The organism is Mycobacterium sp. 852002-30065_SCH5024008 (assembly GCF_001665645.1).
GTDB lineage: Bacteria > Actinomycetota > Actinomycetes > Mycobacteriales > Mycobacteriaceae > Mycobacterium > Mycobacterium paraffinicum.
Genome location: NZ_LZSZ01000184.1, coordinates 29586 through 44305 on the forward strand (window position 1 = coordinate 29586; position 14720 = coordinate 44305).

Here is a 14720-nt window from a genome sequence, read left to right on the forward strand (position 1 = left end):
CCTAGCCGTGCCGGGCCGCTTCCTGAGCGAGCTGCACACGCGATGACACGGCGAGCTTGGTGTAGACGTGCGTGAGATGAGACTGCACGGTGCGCGGCGAGACGAACAGCCGCGCGGCAATGTCCTTGTTGGGCAGCCCTTCGCCGACGAGCCGTACGACGTCGAGCTCGGTCGGCGTCAGCGACTCCCAACCGCTGGCCGGTCGCCCGCGTGAACCGCGGCCCCGCTGCGCGTAGCTGATGGCCTCGGCGGTGGACAGCGCGCTGCCCTCGGACCATGCGGTGTCGAAAGGTTTGGGACCCAAGGTTTCTCGTACCTGGGCCAGCGCCGCGTCGAAGTCCGCTTGAAAGACTTCGAAGCGCACCTCGCCGTGCCGCTGCCGCATGCCGTCGGCTGCACCCAGAAGCCGGGCGGCGTGCTCGGGATTGGCTTCGGTGGCCAGTGCTGCCAGGCGTTCCAAAGTGTCGGGGATCTGCAGGTACCTCCCGGTACCCTCGGCGGACTCGATGGCCGCGTGCAGGTCGCGCTCGGCCTGTTGGAGCTCACCTTGGGCGGTGGCAATCCAGGCGCGCGCCGTCAGCGCCTTCACCTGATGACATCCCGGAACCGACGCCACCGTTTCGTCCGCCCAGCGGCGGGCGGCAACCAGGTCGCCGCAGGCCATGGTCGCCTCGGCCGTCGGCACCAAGCTTCTGACGAACAGTTCCTTCAGGTCAGAGGTGTGCCCCCAGGCGGCATCGCAGGCCTGCTTGGCCGCCGCGAAGTCGCCGCTTGCCAGCGCCGCATTCGCCAGTGCCAGGTACGCGGTGTCCTCGTGGAAACCGCCCATGGCTGCGCCGTTTTCGAGGGCGGCTTGCGCCGCGGCCCGGGCAGCCGCGGCATCGCCGGTGAAGGCGAGCGCTTGTGCCAGCGTCATCAGACCGAAAGTCTCCATCGGCAGGTCCTCGGCGGCGCGCGCCTCCTCGACCAGCCAATTGGATACCTGCAGAGCCTCGGCCAGCTTGCCCTGCAAGGCAAGCGCACCGCTGAGGAAAACCCGGCTGTACCGAGACATGAAGCTGTCGCCGAGCGCGTCGGCGAGGGCTCGCCCCTCCTCGCCGGCGGCCTGCGACGGGACGGGATCACCGGAGACGTTGCCGACGAAGCACTGGTAGGCGCGCACGTGGTAGAGCGCCGCATGATCGCCCGTAGCGCGAGCCAGATCGGCCGCCTCGGCGAAATACGACCCCACCAGTTCGGCGTCATTCATCGCCAGCATCCCGCAGGTCAGCAGGGTGTGCACGACGAGCTCCTGATCGTCGAGCTGGCGCGCGGCGGCCAGGGCTTCTTCCGCGCGCTGCAGGCTGAATGGGGCGGAGAACCAGACCGCCAGCAGACCCGCGTCGGCGACCGCCCGCGCCCAGACCCCGGGCGCGACGTCGGCGTCGCGGTACCGCTCGTCGCCGAAGACGGCCTCAAACCCCGCCACGCCTTCGCGGAACCGTGCGCGCGTCACCCATAGCCGCTGCAGGGCCGAGACGAGCTGCAACGCCGGCTCGAACTCCCCGGCGTCGCAACTCCACGAGTGGGCCGCCCGCAGGTTGGCCATCTCGAGTTCGGCCCACGGGACCAATGGCGTCCCGTCGCCGCGCATCCGCGCTTGCAATGCCACTGCAGCGCCGGTGTAGTGATCGCGGTGCCGAATGCGCACGGCCTCGGCCTCGCCCGACTCGGCCAGCTTTTCCAGGCCGTACTGGCGGACGGTCTCCAGCAGCCGGTAGCGCATCATGCCGTCGATTTCCTCGGTGACGATCAGCGACTTGTCGACGAGCAGCCCGAGCAGGTCGATGAGCTGGAATTGCTCCACGTCGGTGCCGGCGCCGACGGCGTGGGCGGCGTCCAGGTCGAACCCGCCCATGAACACTGCCAGACGGCGAAACAGGATGCGTTCGGGTTCCGTGAGCATGGCGTGGGACCAGTCGATGGAAGCGCGCAGCGTCTGCTGGCGGCGAACCGCGTTGCGCGCGCCTCCGGCCAGGAGGCGGAAGTTGTGATGGAGGCTGTCGACGATCTGGGTCAGCGACAGGGTGCGGGTCCGCGCAGCCGCCAGCTCGATCGCCAGCGGCATGCCGTCCAGGCGCCGGCAGATCTCGGCGATGGTAAACGAATTATCCTCGGTGCGTTGGAAATCCGGTCTGGTGCGGCGGGCGCGGTCGACGAACAATTCGAGGGCTTCGCCGTCGACCGACAGTGACGGCACGCGCCAGGTCAGTTCTCCGGCGACGCCGATCGGCTCCCGGCTGGTCGCCAGCACGGTGACATCCCGGCCCGCATCGAGCAGCGCCACGACCAGAGCCGCGCTGGCGTCCAGTAGGTGCTCGCAATTGTCCAGTACCAACAGCATTTTGCGGTCCCGAACGAACTTCGACACCGTCTCCATGGTGGAGCGGCCCGGCTGGTCGGCAAGACCCAAGGTGCGCGCCAGGGTGACCGGCACGACGAGGGGATTGGTGACGGGAGCAAGATCGACAAACCAGGCCCCGCCGGGGAACGCGTCCGCAACCTGCTCGGCGACCTGCACCGCCAACCGTGTCTTGCCGACACCCCCAGCGCCGGTCAGGGTCACCAACCTGTTGTCCCGCAAGATCTGTCCGATGTCGCTGATCTGCGTGCCACGGCCGACGAAGCTGGTCAACTGTGTCGGAAGATGGGCATTGGCAACGTCATTCGCCCCGCGCAACGGTGGGAAGTCGTTGGTCAGGCCGGGATGATTGAGTTGCACGATGCGTTCCGGCCGCGGCAGGTCGCGCAACGGGTGGACGCCCAGATCGGTCAGCCAGGCATCGGCCGGTAACCGGTCGAGCACCAGCGGTTCGGTGGCACCGGACAGCACGGTCTGCCCACCGTGGGCAAGGTCGCGCAGCCGCGCCGTGCGATTGATGGTGGGTCCGGCGTAGTTGCCCGCATCGCGCAGCTGGACCTCGCCGGTGTGCAGGCCGATACGGATCCGGATCGGCGGCAACACGGCTAGTTGAAGTTGAAGCGCACAGGCGACGGCGTCGCTGGGGCGCGCGAAGGCGACCACGAAGCTATCGCCCTCGCCCTGCTCGACGGGCCGGACCCCGCCGTGGTCGGCGACGAGATTGTTCACGGTTTGATTCAGCTGCTCGAGCGCCGTCGTCATGGCGTCGGACTGGGTCTCCCACAGCCGGGTGGAGCCCTCCACGTCGGCAAGCAGCAATGTCACGGTCCCTGTGGGCAGCTCGCTCACGCTCTGCTCGCTCCAGTCCAGCAGCGGCGTGTCCGCCGACGAATGAATGTCGATCATGTTAGCCAGCATGCAGGGACGGTGAGTGGCAAACATCAGCGAAAGCGCGTAACTCCGCCTGCCACTACGCGGAGCTTCGACCCGGGTTCAGTCCTCGGCGTGCCGTTCGTAGTCCCATCGCTCCAGGCGGGCTTGCAAGTTCAGCAAGCCGAACCCGGCGATCGGAGCGGCGGCCGTAATGCAGGCCAGCAGCAGCGGAGTCATCTCCACAACCTCCTAAAACCCTTTGCTGATATGACGTTCGTCGACCACCAGAAGTTCATTGCCGTTCACCCGCCTGCCAGGGCGCGGTCTGCCAGCGCGCCCATCACCGGTGCGAGCAACTGCGCGCACTCGGTCGTCACGTGGTTGTCGTCGCGGAACACCAGCGTGTTGCCGACGATCGTCGGGCAGCGGTCGGGGGTGCAGAACAAGTCGGTGAGATCGGCGTACTGGCCGCCGCCGGCCGTGGTTACCGCCCGCTCGGCGGCGATGCCGTCGTCATCGACCGCGGCGGACCGCGCCGGCGCGCAGGCGCCGGCGTCGTCGAGGTGGGCGGAAAGGCAGGTGGGCACGGAGGAGTGGGGATCCGGGGCGGGTCCCAGAATCAGTACCGCCGCGCCGGTGCTGCGCAACTGCGCCACGGTCCGGCCCAAGGTATCGGTCCAGGCGGGGTCGTAGGAGTTGAAGCTGAAGTCCGCGCCGTACCGCCGGCTCATGTCGACCACGACCAGGCGCGGGTGTTCGGCGGCCAGGCGGCCCTTGATCTGGCCGCGCCACTGCTCGCACTCGGTGTACTCGCGGCCCAGGTAAGGGCTGAGGATGTGCAGATCCTGCAGCGGGCAGGTCACTTTGGCCAGCGTCTCCAACCGCCAGTGCCGCTGCTCGGCGACCAGCTGGAACGCCGGGTCCCACATCGCGGCGTGCGAGTCGCCGATCAACGCGACCGTTGTCGGCGACGCGAAATCGCCTGTAGCACACTCATTTTGCCCGACCTCGCGCCAGGAGCGCACACACCCGTTGACGAAGACGGCGGCCTTGTCGGCGGGCGCTTTGGCGAGTGGGGGATCCAGATTGGCGGGGACGGCTTTCAGGTTCGCCGATGCGGCGACGGCCGCGCGGGCCTGCGCGAAGACGTCACGCACCGCGGCCTCCTGCGGGCTGACGTTGGGGGCGGCGGTGGGAGGCACCGCGAGGATGTTGGCCCGCGGGGCGGCCATCCCGTGACCGACCGGCACCGGCATCACATTCAGCAGCAGCACGCAGGCACACGCGGCGGCCGCGCTGGCGGCGCCCGCGACGGCCAGGCTCGCCTTCGCCGACCGCCGCAGGGCGGCGGCGAACCGGCCGGGGTTTTCGACCAGGTGCAGGGTGATGATGGCGAGCCCCGCCGAGACGGCCGTCGCGGTCAGCCTGGCCGGCAGGCCGGCGGGCTCACCGAGCAGCGCCGGCATGAGCAGCAGCACTGGCCAGTGCCACAGGTACCAGGAATAGGAGATCCGGCCGATCGCGCGCATCGCCGGCCTGCACAGCAGCCGACCGGCCCCCAGGCCGCGGGTGACGCTGCCGCCGCCGATGACCAGCGCGGTGCCGAGGACCGGCAGCAGCGCGGCGGTGCCGGGGTAGGGGGTCCGGGCGTCCAGCTGCGTGCAGGTCAGCAGGATCAGTGCCAGGCCGCCCCATCCGGCGATCGACGCGGTCAGCAGCGACAGGTGACGCCAGTGCCGGATCGAAAGGGCCACCAGGCCACCCGCGGCCAGTTCCCAGGCGCGGGTCGGCAGCGAGAAGAACGCCCAGGGCGGCGACGTCCGGGTCCACAGCACGGCCGCCGCCAGCGACGCCGCCCCGACCACTCCCAGGACCACCGCGTACGGCGCCGCGCCCCGCAGCGCCGGGACGCGCCGCACCAGCCAGGCCGTGCCGATGATCAGGACCGGCCAGACCAGATAGAACTGCTCCTCCACGCCCAGGGACCAGTAGTGCTGGAACGGCGACGCCAGGTGCGTGGTCAGGTAGTCGGTGCCCTGGGTGGCGAACCGGTAGTTGCCGACATAGAGGGCGCTGGCGATGCCGTCGAGGAACACGCTGCGCGCCTGCAGCGGCGGCAGCACGGCGGCCGCACCGATGGCGGTGACGACGCCGACGACGGCCGCGGCGGGCAGCAGGCGACGGGCGCGCGCCGCGTAAAAGCGCTCCAGCGCAACGGTATTGGTGTCATTGACTTCGCGGACCAGCAGCCCGGTGATGAGGAACCCGGAAATGACGAAGAACACGTCTACGCCTATGTAGCCGCCGGTTACCCCCGGGATGCCCGCGTGGTACAGCACGACCGCGATGACCGCGACCGCCCGCAAGCCCTCGATGTCGGGGCGAAATCCGGTCCGCTTCACCGCCCGCTCCTCGGGACGGGTGGGGAGTTCGTTCGGCCGGACGCTCATGGTCTCCGCTAGGACGCCATCCAGGCAAGCTCGCCGGGCAATTGCGCCCGCCAGTAGACGATGTCGTGGCCGCCCAGCGAGAAGCTGCCCGCCGGCGGTGTCTTCAGCTGATTCACGAATTGCCGGGTGGCCGAATAGAACCGGTCGAAAGTGCCGCAATCCACGCGCAGCGGAATCTGCGACAACGCCGGCATGCCCAGCACGCTGTTCTGCGTGAAGTCGTCATCGCTGTCGAACGCCTTGGGGGCGCTGTCGGCGAACGAGGTATACAGCGCCGGACTGATCGCGCATATCCCCGCGGTCCGCGCCGGCCCCAGCTTGGCGCCCAGGTGCAGCGCCCCGTAGCCCCCCATCGACCAGCCCATGAAGCCCACCCGGGAGGTGTCGAAACCCATCGAGGACAGCATCGGTAACAGCTCGTCGAGCACCATGGCGCCGGAGTCGGTGCCGTCGGCCCGTTTGTGCCAGTAGGAGTCGCTGCCGCCGTCGACGCCCACCACCGCGAACGGCGGCTTGCCCTCCTTGACCAGCTGCGCCAGGCCCCTCTCGACGCCGCAGTCGAGCATCATGTTCGCGTCGCCGTCCTTGCCGTGTAGGGCGATCACGGGTCGCAGCATCCCGGTTTGGCCCGGCGGCAGCGCGATCACGTAATTCGTCTTGACCCCCCCGCGGGCGGCGGAGACGAACGAACCCGTGAGCTTGGTCGGGAGGTTGCTGCTCGCCGCCGACGGCTCGAACGGGGCGGGAGCCTGCGGCAACGTCGCGGCTAGCGGCCTGACCGGATCGAGCAGGGCGCTTAACGCGAACACGCCAGCGGCTCCCAGGCCGGTGCCGGCTCCCCTCAGCACCGCCCGGCGTGTCAGGTCAGGCATGATCGCAATAATGCCGCGCTGACCGGGCATTCCTGCCCGAGCCACGCCGAAATGGAACATTTGTGTGATCTCGCGTGACCGATCGGTCATGAACCGGTTACCTATGGTGCACCGGAGGGCGGGTTTAGCGGCCGAGTTGCGCCACCGTGCTACGGCCATCATTGCGACGCCTGCCGGTATCACCGCGCGCTGCGATTCCCTTGTGCCAGAGGAGAAAAGACGGCTATGGGGCGGGTTAGGTCGATTCCCCGGCAGGACGCCTCCCGCCGCGGCGCCACCACTGCCGGACGGGGATGCAATCTCGACGGTTTCAACCCTCCCGTGCCGGACGCAAGTTCCGCAGGATGGAGCTTTCGTGCCTGGCGTCGTGGAGTGAAAGAGGATTGAGGATGAGTCTGGCGTTCCATTGGTTTCTGCCGACCTACGGTGATTCCCGGAACCTGGTGGCGGGCGGACACGGGACGCCGATGTCCGGGGACCGGCCCGCCACGCTGAAGTACCTGCACCAGATTTGTGCGGCCGCCGAAGACAATGGCTTCGAGGCGGTGCTCACCCCCACCGGATTGTGGTGTGAGGACGCCTGGTTGACGACGGCGATGCTGGTCGAGGCTACCGAGACGCTGAAGTTTCTGGTCGCCTTCCGGCCCGGGCTGCTGAGCCCCACCCTGGCCGCCCAGATGGCCGGGACCTTTCAGCGGCATTCCGGCGGGCGGCTGCTGCTCAACGTCGTCACCGGCGGCGAACCGCACGAGCAGCGGGCCTACGGGGACTTTCTCGACAAAGAGGCGCGTTACGCGCGCACCGCCGAGTTCCTGCATGTGGTCCGCCGACTGTGGACCTCATCGCAGCCGGTCACCTTTGCGGGAGAGCACATTCGCGTCGAGGGCGCGCAGCTGAACAATCCGCCCGATCCGGTGCCGGCGGTGTTCTTCGGCGGATCGTCGGCATCTGCCGGCCCGGTCGCCGCCAAACACAGCGACGTCTACCTCACCTGGGGTGAGCCGCCTTCGGCGGTCGCGCAGAAGCTCGACTGGATCCGTGGGCTGGCCGTGGACGCCGGCCGAATCCTGCGGTACGGCTTGCGGATTCATGTGATCAGCCGCGAAACGTCCGAGCAGGCGTGGGCCGAGGCCGACCGGCTGCTGGCCGCCGTCGACCCGGCCGACGTCGAGCGGGTGCAGGCCAGCCTGGCCCGCAGCGAATCGGAGGGCCAGCGCCGCATGCTGGACCTGCATGGCGGAAGCAGCAGCCGGCTGCTGGTCGGACCCAACCTGTGGGCCGGCGTGGGGCTGGTCCGCGGGGGAGCGGGCACCGCGTTGGTCGGGTCGCACGCCGAGGTCGCCGAACGGCTGGCCGAATACGCCAAACTCGGCATCACCCACTTCATCCTGTCGGGATATCCGCACCTGGAAGAGGCCTACTGGTTCGGCGAGGGTGTCCTGCCGCTGCTGGAGCGAATGGGCTTGTGGCGCCATCCCAACGGCCAGCCGCACCCGGCATCGGCGACGCCGTTCGCGGTCGCCTCGGCCCACTAAGACCATGGCGGCCACCCTGCCCGCGCCGGCGACCGGCGCAGGCCTCAACGCGAGCGCCCGCGCGGTCGAAGAGTCCGCAGCGCAGCAACGCGGGCGGCTGCGCATCGTCGTCGCGGCCAGCCTGTTGGGCACCACCGTGGAGTGGTACGACTTCTTCCTCTACGCGACCGCGGCGGGCCTGGTGTTCAACAAGGTCTTCTTTCCCAGCGAGAGCTCACTTGTCGGCACGCTGCTGGCCTTCGCGACATTCGCCGTCGGGTTCGTCATGCGGCCGGTCGGCGGGCTGGTCTTCGGCCACATCGGCGACCGGATCGGCCGCAAGCGCAGTCTCGCGCTGACCATGCTGATCATGGGCGTCGCCACGGCGTTGATCGGGGTGTTGCCCACCGCCGCGCAGATCGGGGTGTGGGCGCCGCTGTTGCTGTTGGCGCTGCGGATCCTGCAGGGATTCGCCCTCGGCGGCGAGTGGGCCGGTGCCGTGTTGCTCGCCGTGGAGCACAGCCCAAAGGGCCGGCGCGGCCGCTTCGGGGCGATCCCGCAGATCGGACTGGCGCTGGGATTAGCTTTGGGCACAGGGATTTTCGCGTTCCTGCAAATCGCCTTGGGTCCGGCCCGCTTCCTCGCCTACGGCTGGCGCATCGGTTTTCTGCTCAGCCTGGTGCTCGTGGTGATCGGAGTCGTGGTGCGGTTGCGGGTCGAGGAGACACCGGCCTTCCGCGAGCTGCGTGAGCTCGAGGCCACGGCCACGGTGCCAATCCGCGAGATCGTCCGCGAACCCCGCTCGCGGCGAAACACCGTCTTGGGCTTGCTGTCTCGCTGGGCCGAAGGCTCGGCGTTCAACACCTGGGGCGTCTTCGCGATCAGCTACGCCACCGGGTCGCTGGGCTTCAACCGGGTGTCGGTACTCGTCGTGGTGACCATCGCCGCCCTGTTGATGGCGGTGCTGCTGCCCGTGTCCGGGGCGCTGACCGACCGGTTCGGCGCCCGCCGGGTGTACCTGGCCGGCGTGGCCTGCTACGGCATCGCGGCGTTCCCCGCCTTCGCGCTGTTCGGCACCAGGAACCTGGTCTGGTTCGCGGTGGCGCTGATCGTCGTGTTCGGCGTGGTGCACGCGCTGTTCTACGGGGCGCAGGGCACGCTGTACTCGTCGCTATATCCCACCAGCACGCGCTACACCGGTCTGTCGTTCGTGTATCAGTTCTCGGGCATCTACGCCTCCGGCGTTACCCCGATGATCGTGACCGCGCTCATCGCGGCCCTCGGCGGTGCGCCATGGCTGGCGTGCGGGTACTTGGTGGCGACGGCCGTCATCAGCGTGCTCGCCACGGCACTGATCCGCGAGCAAGACCTACATCTTTGAGCTGACTTCGCACTAGTGTCGTTCCCGTCGGGAGTCGCGAGGAAGCGAGAAGGCAATGACTGACGGGAACGTCGCCGGTTTCGAGCCGCTGTATGACGAGGCAGAACATACCGACGGGTGGATTCCCTGGGACATCGGCGGCCCGCAGCCGGCCGTGCAGCAGTTGGTGGCATACGGCGGGATCCGCGGCGACGTACTCGATCCCGGCACGGGCCCCGGGTATCACGCCATTCACTTTGCGGCGCATGGATATTCGGCAACAGGGATCGATGATTCCCCCTCGGCTATCGAGCGCGCCAAGCGCAACGCCGAGCGGGCCGGGGTCCAGGTCGATTTCCAGGTGGCCGACGCCACCAGGCTAGAGGGTTTCGAGGGTCGATTCGACACGGTGGTGGACAGCGCGTTCTATCACGTGTTCCTGAATGACGAGGACACCCAGACGCGGTACGCGCAGGCGCTGCACCGGGCCACCAGGCCCGGGGCGCGGCTGTACATGTTCGAATTCAGCCCCCACAACGTCAACGGCCTGCAGTGGACGGCCATACCCGCCGACAACTTCGAGCGGGTGTTCGGCGCCAACGGATGGCGCATCGACTACCTGGGCAGCACGACCTACCAGGCCCGCTTCCTCAAGGAGACGTTCGACGCCATGAAGACGCTCGCGTCCGAGCAGCAGGGCGAGATTCTGCAGCGGATGCGGCCGCTGGTACACCGGCTGGGCGTCATCGACCCCCTGCTGGAAGACCACCGGGTGCACCTCCCGGTGTGGTCGGTGGTGGCCACCCGCCTCGACTGATCACCGCTGCACCGACCGGCATGGCTAGCACTCCGCAACTGCGCCAAGGGCTGTCACAGCGCCAGCTCAGCATGATTGCCCTCGGCGGCGTCATCGGTGCCGGCTTGTTCGTCGGCTCGGGTGTGGTGATCAAAGACACCGGCCCCGCGGCGTTTCTGACGTACGCGCTGTGCGGCCTGCTGATCGTCCTGGTGATGCGAATGCTGGGCGAGATGGCGGCCGCGGACCCGTCGACCGGATCGTTCGCCGATTACGCGGTCAAGGCGCTGGGCGGCTGGGCGGGTTTCTCGGTTGCCTGGCTGTACTGGTACTTCTGGGTGATCGTGGTCGGCTTCGAGGCCGTCGCCGGCGGGAAGGTCCTCAACTACTGGTTTCACGCGCCGCTGTGGCTGCTGTCGCTGTGCCTGATGGTCTTGATGACAGCGACCAACCTGTTCTCCGTCTCATCCTTCGGTGAGTTCGAATTCTGGTTCGCCGGAATCAAAGTCGCGACCATCGTGATCTTCCTCGGTGTGGGCACGGCCTTCGTGCTGGGACTCGTGCCGGGCCATCACGGCGGGCTGGCCAACCTCACCGCGCACGGCGGCTTCTTCCCGAAGGGCGTCGGGGCCGTCTTCGCCGCCATTGTGGTGGTGATCTTCTCCATGGTCGGCGCCGAGATCGTCACCGTGGCCGCCGCGGAAAGCCGGGACCCGGAACTGGCGGTCCAGAAGGCCACGAGATCGGTGGTGGCGCGGATCGGCGTCTTCTTTGTGGGGTCGGTGTTCCTGCTGGTGGCGATATTGCCTTGGGACTCCGTGGAACTCGGCGCCTCGCCATACGTGGCCGCGCTGAACCACCTGGGGCTGCGTGGCGCGGACCAGGTGATGAACGCCGTGGTGCTCACCGCCGTGCTGTCCTGCCTGAACTCCGGACTGTATACCGCGTCGCGCATGCTGTTCGTGCTAGCCGAGCGGGGCGAAGCCCCGACACGGTTGGTCAGATTGAGCGGGCGTGGTGTTCCACACATCGCGATTTTGTGCTCGTCGGCGGTCGGGTTCGGCTGCGTCATCATGGCGCGCGTCGCGCCCAACACCGTGTTCCTGTTCCTGCTCAACTCCTCGGGCGCCATCATCTTGTTCGTCTACTGGCTGATCGCGCTTTCGCAGATCGTCCTGCGCCGCCGCACCCCCGCCGAAAAGCTGCGGGTGAAGATGTGGTTCTTCCCGGTGTTGTCCATCCTCACCCTGGCCGGAATCACGGCCGTACTGGTGCAGATGGCCTTCGACCGCTCGGCGCGCAGCCAGCTCTGGCTCAGTCTGTTGTCGTGGGGGGTGGTGATCGGGGTGTACTTCGCCGCCCGCGCCCGCGGCCGAATCGGTAGTCGCGGCGCGATGCCCGCGGGGGAGCAGGGAACTGAGGCCTCGGGCCGTTAATCGTCGGCGCTTTGCCGATCGGGCGCCATGCGGCGGGGCATCCGCATGTGTTCCTCGGCGCGACGCCATGTCACCGTCGGGACGAATCGCTCGTCAGTCCAAGTCGCCGATTCCACCCGCACCCGTCCCCGCCAGTTCTTCACGATTTCGGCGTGCACCGGCCAACGGATGAAACGGCGTAAATCGCTTCTGCTGTCCCAGACGGATAGCGATCCGCCGCGCCGCTCCGCAGGCTTGCCCCAGAGCCACAGCCCGACCGCCCCGTGCATGATCGGCCAGCTTTCCGCCAGCTTGATACCGAGTTCGGCGACCTGCTGCCAGTCCTTTTCGGATTCGGTATGAAAGTCGGTGAAACTCACCACAACCGGGAGCCGGGTTGAGTCGGACGGGCCCGGCAGCCAGTCCGTGCTGATGAGTCCGGCGCCGGGCGTGATCGGCGGTTGGCCGGCCGCTTTCGCCCCACCCGAGGATGACCGGCCGTCCTCACCGTTGGCCAGGACGTCGCCGGGTTGGGTTGTGGTCATGGACAGCTCCTATGTCAGATGGCAGGCCCGTACCGGTGCGGATAAAACAATAAGCGATAGCAGATGATATGCTAACGCATATAAAACGCCAATGTCTATCATCACGACATGGCACGAAAGTCGACGCGTCCAGATCTTGCGGCAATGCTCGTGCCGCTGACCCGTCAAGCCGTGGCCGCCGAGCGGCCGGTGCTGGCGGCGCACGGCCTGTCGATGTGGGGTTACGTCATTCTCAGCGCGCTTGACGGCTCGCCGATCCGCACGCAGGCGGCCCTCGCCGAGGCGATCGGCGCCGACAAGACGCGCATCATTCCCACGCTCGACGAACTGCAGGAGCGCGGCTACATCGAACGCTCACCCGATCCCGATGACCGTCGCGCGCGCCTGCTTGCGATCACTAGCGCCGGACGCTCGATCAAGAGTGCCGCCCAGCGCGACATCCAAAGCGGCGAGGAGCGCTGGCTTGGGCAGCTGTCCACCAGCGACCGAAACGTATTTCTGCGTGTGCTGCGCCAGCTGGCGTTCGGTTGAACAAGTCGACCGATGACCTAGTGTTCTGCTATGTGACCCACGCCGTGAACCGCGCCGCGTGGCGTCGGTCCCGTCGCGGCTGGTGTGGACCGCCGGTCGGTGTGTCATGACAGCCGACGAGCGGCGCGCCGGTGTTGATTTGACCAACCTGGACCAGCCGCTGAGCCCGGACGCCGGAGCCACCAAGCGCGACCTGATCGACTACCTGGATGCGGTGGCCGACCGAATGTTGCCCGTCCTGGCCGGTCGCGCGCTCACGGTGTTGCGCTTGCTGCGGGGCCAAGCCGCATTCATGCAGAAGAACGTGCCGAAATACGCACCGGCCTGGGTGCGGACCGTCCCGGTATGGGCTGAAGCATCGAAACGCCAAGTGCACTATGTCGTCTGCGATGACCTGCGGACGCTGCTTTGGCTGGCCAATCAGCGCGCCCTCGAATACCACCCGTCGCTCGGACTGGCCGATGACCTGCGTCGGCCCACCCATTTGGTGCTCGACCTCGACCCGCCGGCCGACGACGACTTCCCCGCCGTGGTCGCCGTCGCCCACCTGGTCCGGCAGGCGTTGGCCGACAGCGGCTTGGCGGGCGCGGTGAAGACCAGCGGCGCCAAGGGGATTCACGTCTTCGTACCGGTCGACGGTGCCGCCGCGGTGGACGACGTCGCGGCGGCTACCCGGGCGCTCGCCGCCCGCGTCGAAGCACTCGACCCGCGAAGGGCGACAACGGCTTTCATCGTGGCCGACCGCGCCGGGAAGGTGTTCGTCGACTCCACCCGGACCGGCGGGGCGACCGTCGTCGCCGCCTACAGCCCGCGCCTGCGCCCGGGCATGCCGGTGTCCTTTCCGCTCGCCTGGTCGGATCTCGATTCCGCACGCCCCGGCGACTTCACCATCCACACGGCGATCGATGCCCTTGCCGGGCGCGACCCGTGGGCCGAGCACATGCCCGATCCGCAGCGTCTGCCTGACGATCTGATCGAGCAGGGCCGCGCGATTCCGGTCGCCCGGGTGGCCGCGATGCACGAGGGCAAACGGCGCGCGCGGGCCCGCCGGACGACTCCTGGGGCTTGACGACCTTCCGGGCGTGCGGGCACCACCTCACTCGGTCCTGGTGAGCATCACCGCCTGCTCGAACGGCAGCCGGGCGAACACCGAGCGGCCCCGTGTCACATACCGGGCCGCCTCGTCCTTGGTGACCACTCGCGGCTCGGCGATGCCGAAGCTCTTGCCGTTGCGGCGCATGCGGCCGCCTCCCGCCGCGGTCAGGTTCTTCAGCCAGTCCCGGTCCGGGCCGTAGGTCAGCAGGATCGCCACCCCGGGCTTGCCGTCGACATCTGTGCTGAACACATTCACCGGGGTGCGATACGGCTTGCCCGAGCGGCGGCCGACGTGTTCGACGATGGCGAACGGTGGCAGCCGGCCGGCCCACACCCGCTGAACCGGATTGGTGACGCGACGGTTGAACCGGGCGAGCCCCTGCGGCATCTGCATAACGCTATCCAACTCGCCTGCGCCGCCGGGTATCAACCCAACTCTTGGCTGCGATCGGGTCTAGTGTCTGAACATGGGCGACTCGCCAGGTAACGAAGCGGCCCAGCGTGCCGAGGAATTGCTGCTCAGGGGCCGAGACTTGGCGGCGCGCAAGCCCGTCACCTGCGAAGACGTCGAGCGCGCGACCGACCGCGCCCAGCATGCGCATGAGCGGGATCAGGAGGCGCACCGCCGGGAGCGGCAGCGTCACTACGAGGCCGCCGCCGCGCACGAGCGGGCCGCCGAAGTGCACGAGCTGGCGGTCGACGAGGGGCTCGGGGACGTCGACGAGCACCGGCGCTCCGCGGAACGAGAGCGCGAGGCCGCCCGGCGTGACTTCCAGGCCGCGCAGGAAGCGGAGCGGCAAGGCGATGCCTAACCCTTCCTGCTACACCCTGTAGTTGAACCGGCCGCGGGGGCTGGGACACTGGTTGT

General features: G+C 68.3%; 12 protein-coding genes. 7 read left to right on the plus strand and 5 right to left on the minus strand.

Annotation, left to right across the window (positions count from 1 at the left end):
• Position 1: 1 nt before the first annotated feature.
• The 3 genes from A5781_RS23855 to A5781_RS23865 all read right to left on the minus strand — a co-directional run bounded on the left by A5781_RS23855 (position 2) and on the right by A5781_RS23865 (position 6626).
• Positions 2 to 3319: a LuxR family transcriptional regulator gene (locus A5781_RS23855; protein WP_067212946.1), complete on the minus strand. Its 3318-nt coding sequence runs from the start codon at positions 3317 to 3319 to the stop codon at positions 2 to 4.
• A gap of 257 nt (positions 3320 to 3576) precedes the next feature.
• The gene (locus tag A5781_RS23860) at positions 3577 to 5724 is read right to left on the minus strand and encodes an acyltransferase family protein (RefSeq protein WP_067212948.1); all 2148 of its coding nucleotides are present in this window, start codon (positions 5722 to 5724) and stop codon (positions 3577 to 3579) included.
• An 8-nt stretch (positions 5725 to 5732) separates the two neighbouring features.
• Entirely contained in the window at positions 5733 to 6626 is an 894-nt protein-coding gene (locus tag A5781_RS23865) for an alpha/beta hydrolase-fold protein (protein WP_156625020.1), read from the minus strand.
• Between the two features lie 359 nt (positions 6627 to 6985).
• Between A5781_RS23865 and A5781_RS23870 the strand changes: the two genes are divergently transcribed.
• From A5781_RS23870 to A5781_RS23885, 4 genes are read left to right on the plus strand one after another with little or no spacing between them, the layout of a single operon-like run.
• Positions 6986 to 8131: an LLM class flavin-dependent oxidoreductase gene (locus A5781_RS23870; protein ID WP_067212952.1), complete on the plus strand. Its 1146-nt coding sequence runs from the start codon at positions 6986 to 6988 to the stop codon at positions 8129 to 8131.
• Between the two features lie 4 nt (positions 8132 to 8135).
• Positions 8136 to 9491 (plus strand): MFS transporter, encoded by a 1356-nt coding sequence (locus tag A5781_RS23875; protein ID WP_067212955.1) that lies wholly within the window; start codon positions 8136 to 8138, stop codon positions 9489 to 9491.
• A gap of 55 nt (positions 9492 to 9546) precedes the next feature.
• The gene (locus tag A5781_RS23880; RefSeq protein WP_156622574.1) at positions 9547 to 10287 is read left to right on the plus strand and encodes a class I SAM-dependent methyltransferase; all 741 of its coding nucleotides are present in this window, start codon (positions 9547 to 9549) and stop codon (positions 10285 to 10287) included.
• A gap of 20 nt (positions 10288 to 10307) precedes the next feature.
• The gene (locus A5781_RS23885; protein WP_067212959.1) at positions 10308 to 11702 is read left to right on the plus strand and encodes an amino acid permease; all 1395 of its coding nucleotides are present in this window, start codon (positions 10308 to 10310) and stop codon (positions 11700 to 11702) included.
• Here A5781_RS23885 and A5781_RS23890 read toward each other — a convergent pair.
• Positions 11699 to 12226 carry a hypothetical protein gene (locus A5781_RS23890; RefSeq protein ID WP_067212962.1) on the minus strand — a complete coding sequence of 176 codons (528 nt, stop codon included), beginning with the start codon at positions 12224 to 12226 and terminating at the stop codon, positions 11699 to 11701. The genes A5781_RS23885 and A5781_RS23890 overlap by 4 nt on opposite strands.
• A gap of 144 nt (positions 12227 to 12370) precedes the next feature.
• Between A5781_RS23890 and A5781_RS23895 the strand changes: the two genes are divergently transcribed.
• Positions 12371 to 12757: a MarR family winged helix-turn-helix transcriptional regulator gene (locus A5781_RS23895; protein WP_369817787.1), complete on the plus strand. Its 387-nt coding sequence runs from the start codon at positions 12371 to 12373 to the stop codon at positions 12755 to 12757.
• Positions 12758 to 12863: 106 nt separating this feature from the next.
• Positions 12864 to 13826: a non-homologous end-joining DNA ligase gene (gene ligD, locus A5781_RS23900; RefSeq protein WP_067213213.1), complete on the plus strand. Its 963-nt coding sequence runs from the start codon at positions 12864 to 12866 to the stop codon at positions 13824 to 13826.
• Positions 13827 to 13853: 27 nt separating this feature from the next.
• Here the strand turns inward: ligD and A5781_RS23905 are convergent, their stop codons facing one another.
• Positions 13854 to 14246 carry a nitroreductase family deazaflavin-dependent oxidoreductase gene (locus tag A5781_RS23905; protein WP_067212968.1) on the minus strand — a complete coding sequence of 131 codons (393 nt, stop codon included), beginning with the start codon at positions 14244 to 14246 and terminating at the stop codon, positions 13854 to 13856.
• 73 nt (positions 14247 to 14319) lie between these two features.
• Here A5781_RS23905 and A5781_RS23910 point away from each other — a divergent pair, with 73 nt between their 5' ends.
• Positions 14320 to 14664 carry a hypothetical protein gene (locus A5781_RS23910; protein ID WP_067212971.1) on the plus strand — a complete coding sequence of 115 codons (345 nt, stop codon included), beginning with the start codon at positions 14320 to 14322 and terminating at the stop codon, positions 14662 to 14664.
• Positions 14665 to 14720 lie beyond the last annotated feature (56 nt).

Coding starts and splice junctions, on each gene's coding strand:
- A5781_RS23855 (WP_067212946.1), bottom strand. CDS start 3,319: ATGCTGGCTAACATGATCGACATTCATTCGTCGGCGGACACGCCGCTG.
- A5781_RS23860 (WP_067212948.1), bottom strand. CDS start 5,724: ATGAGCGTCCGGCCGAACGAACTCCCCACCCGTCCCGAGGAGCGGGCG.
- A5781_RS23865 (WP_156625020.1), bottom strand. CDS start 6,626: ATGCCCGGTCAGCGCGGCATTATTGCGATCATGCCTGACCTGACACGC.
- A5781_RS23870 (WP_067212952.1), top strand. CDS start 6,986: ATGAGTCTGGCGTTCCATTGGTTTCTGCCGACCTACGGTGATTCCCGG.
- A5781_RS23875 (WP_067212955.1), top strand. CDS start 8,136: ATGGCGGCCACCCTGCCCGCGCCGGCGACCGGCGCAGGCCTCAACGCG.
- A5781_RS23880 (WP_156622574.1), top strand. CDS start 9,547: ATGACTGACGGGAACGTCGCCGGTTTCGAGCCGCTGTATGACGAGGCA.
- A5781_RS23885 (WP_067212959.1), top strand. CDS start 10,308: ATGGCTAGCACTCCGCAACTGCGCCAAGGGCTGTCACAGCGCCAGCTC.
- A5781_RS23890 (WP_067212962.1), bottom strand. CDS start 12,226: ATGACCACAACCCAACCCGGCGACGTCCTGGCCAACGGTGAGGACGGC.
- A5781_RS23895 (WP_369817787.1), top strand. CDS start 12,371: ATGCTCGTGCCGCTGACCCGTCAAGCCGTGGCCGCCGAGCGGCCGGTG.
- ligD (WP_067213213.1), top strand. CDS start 12,864: ATGACAGCCGACGAGCGGCGCGCCGGTGTTGATTTGACCAACCTGGAC.
- A5781_RS23905 (WP_067212968.1), bottom strand. CDS start 14,246: ATGCAGATGCCGCAGGGGCTCGCCCGGTTCAACCGTCGCGTCACCAAT.
- A5781_RS23910 (WP_067212971.1), top strand. CDS start 14,320: ATGGGCGACTCGCCAGGTAACGAAGCGGCCCAGCGTGCCGAGGAATTG.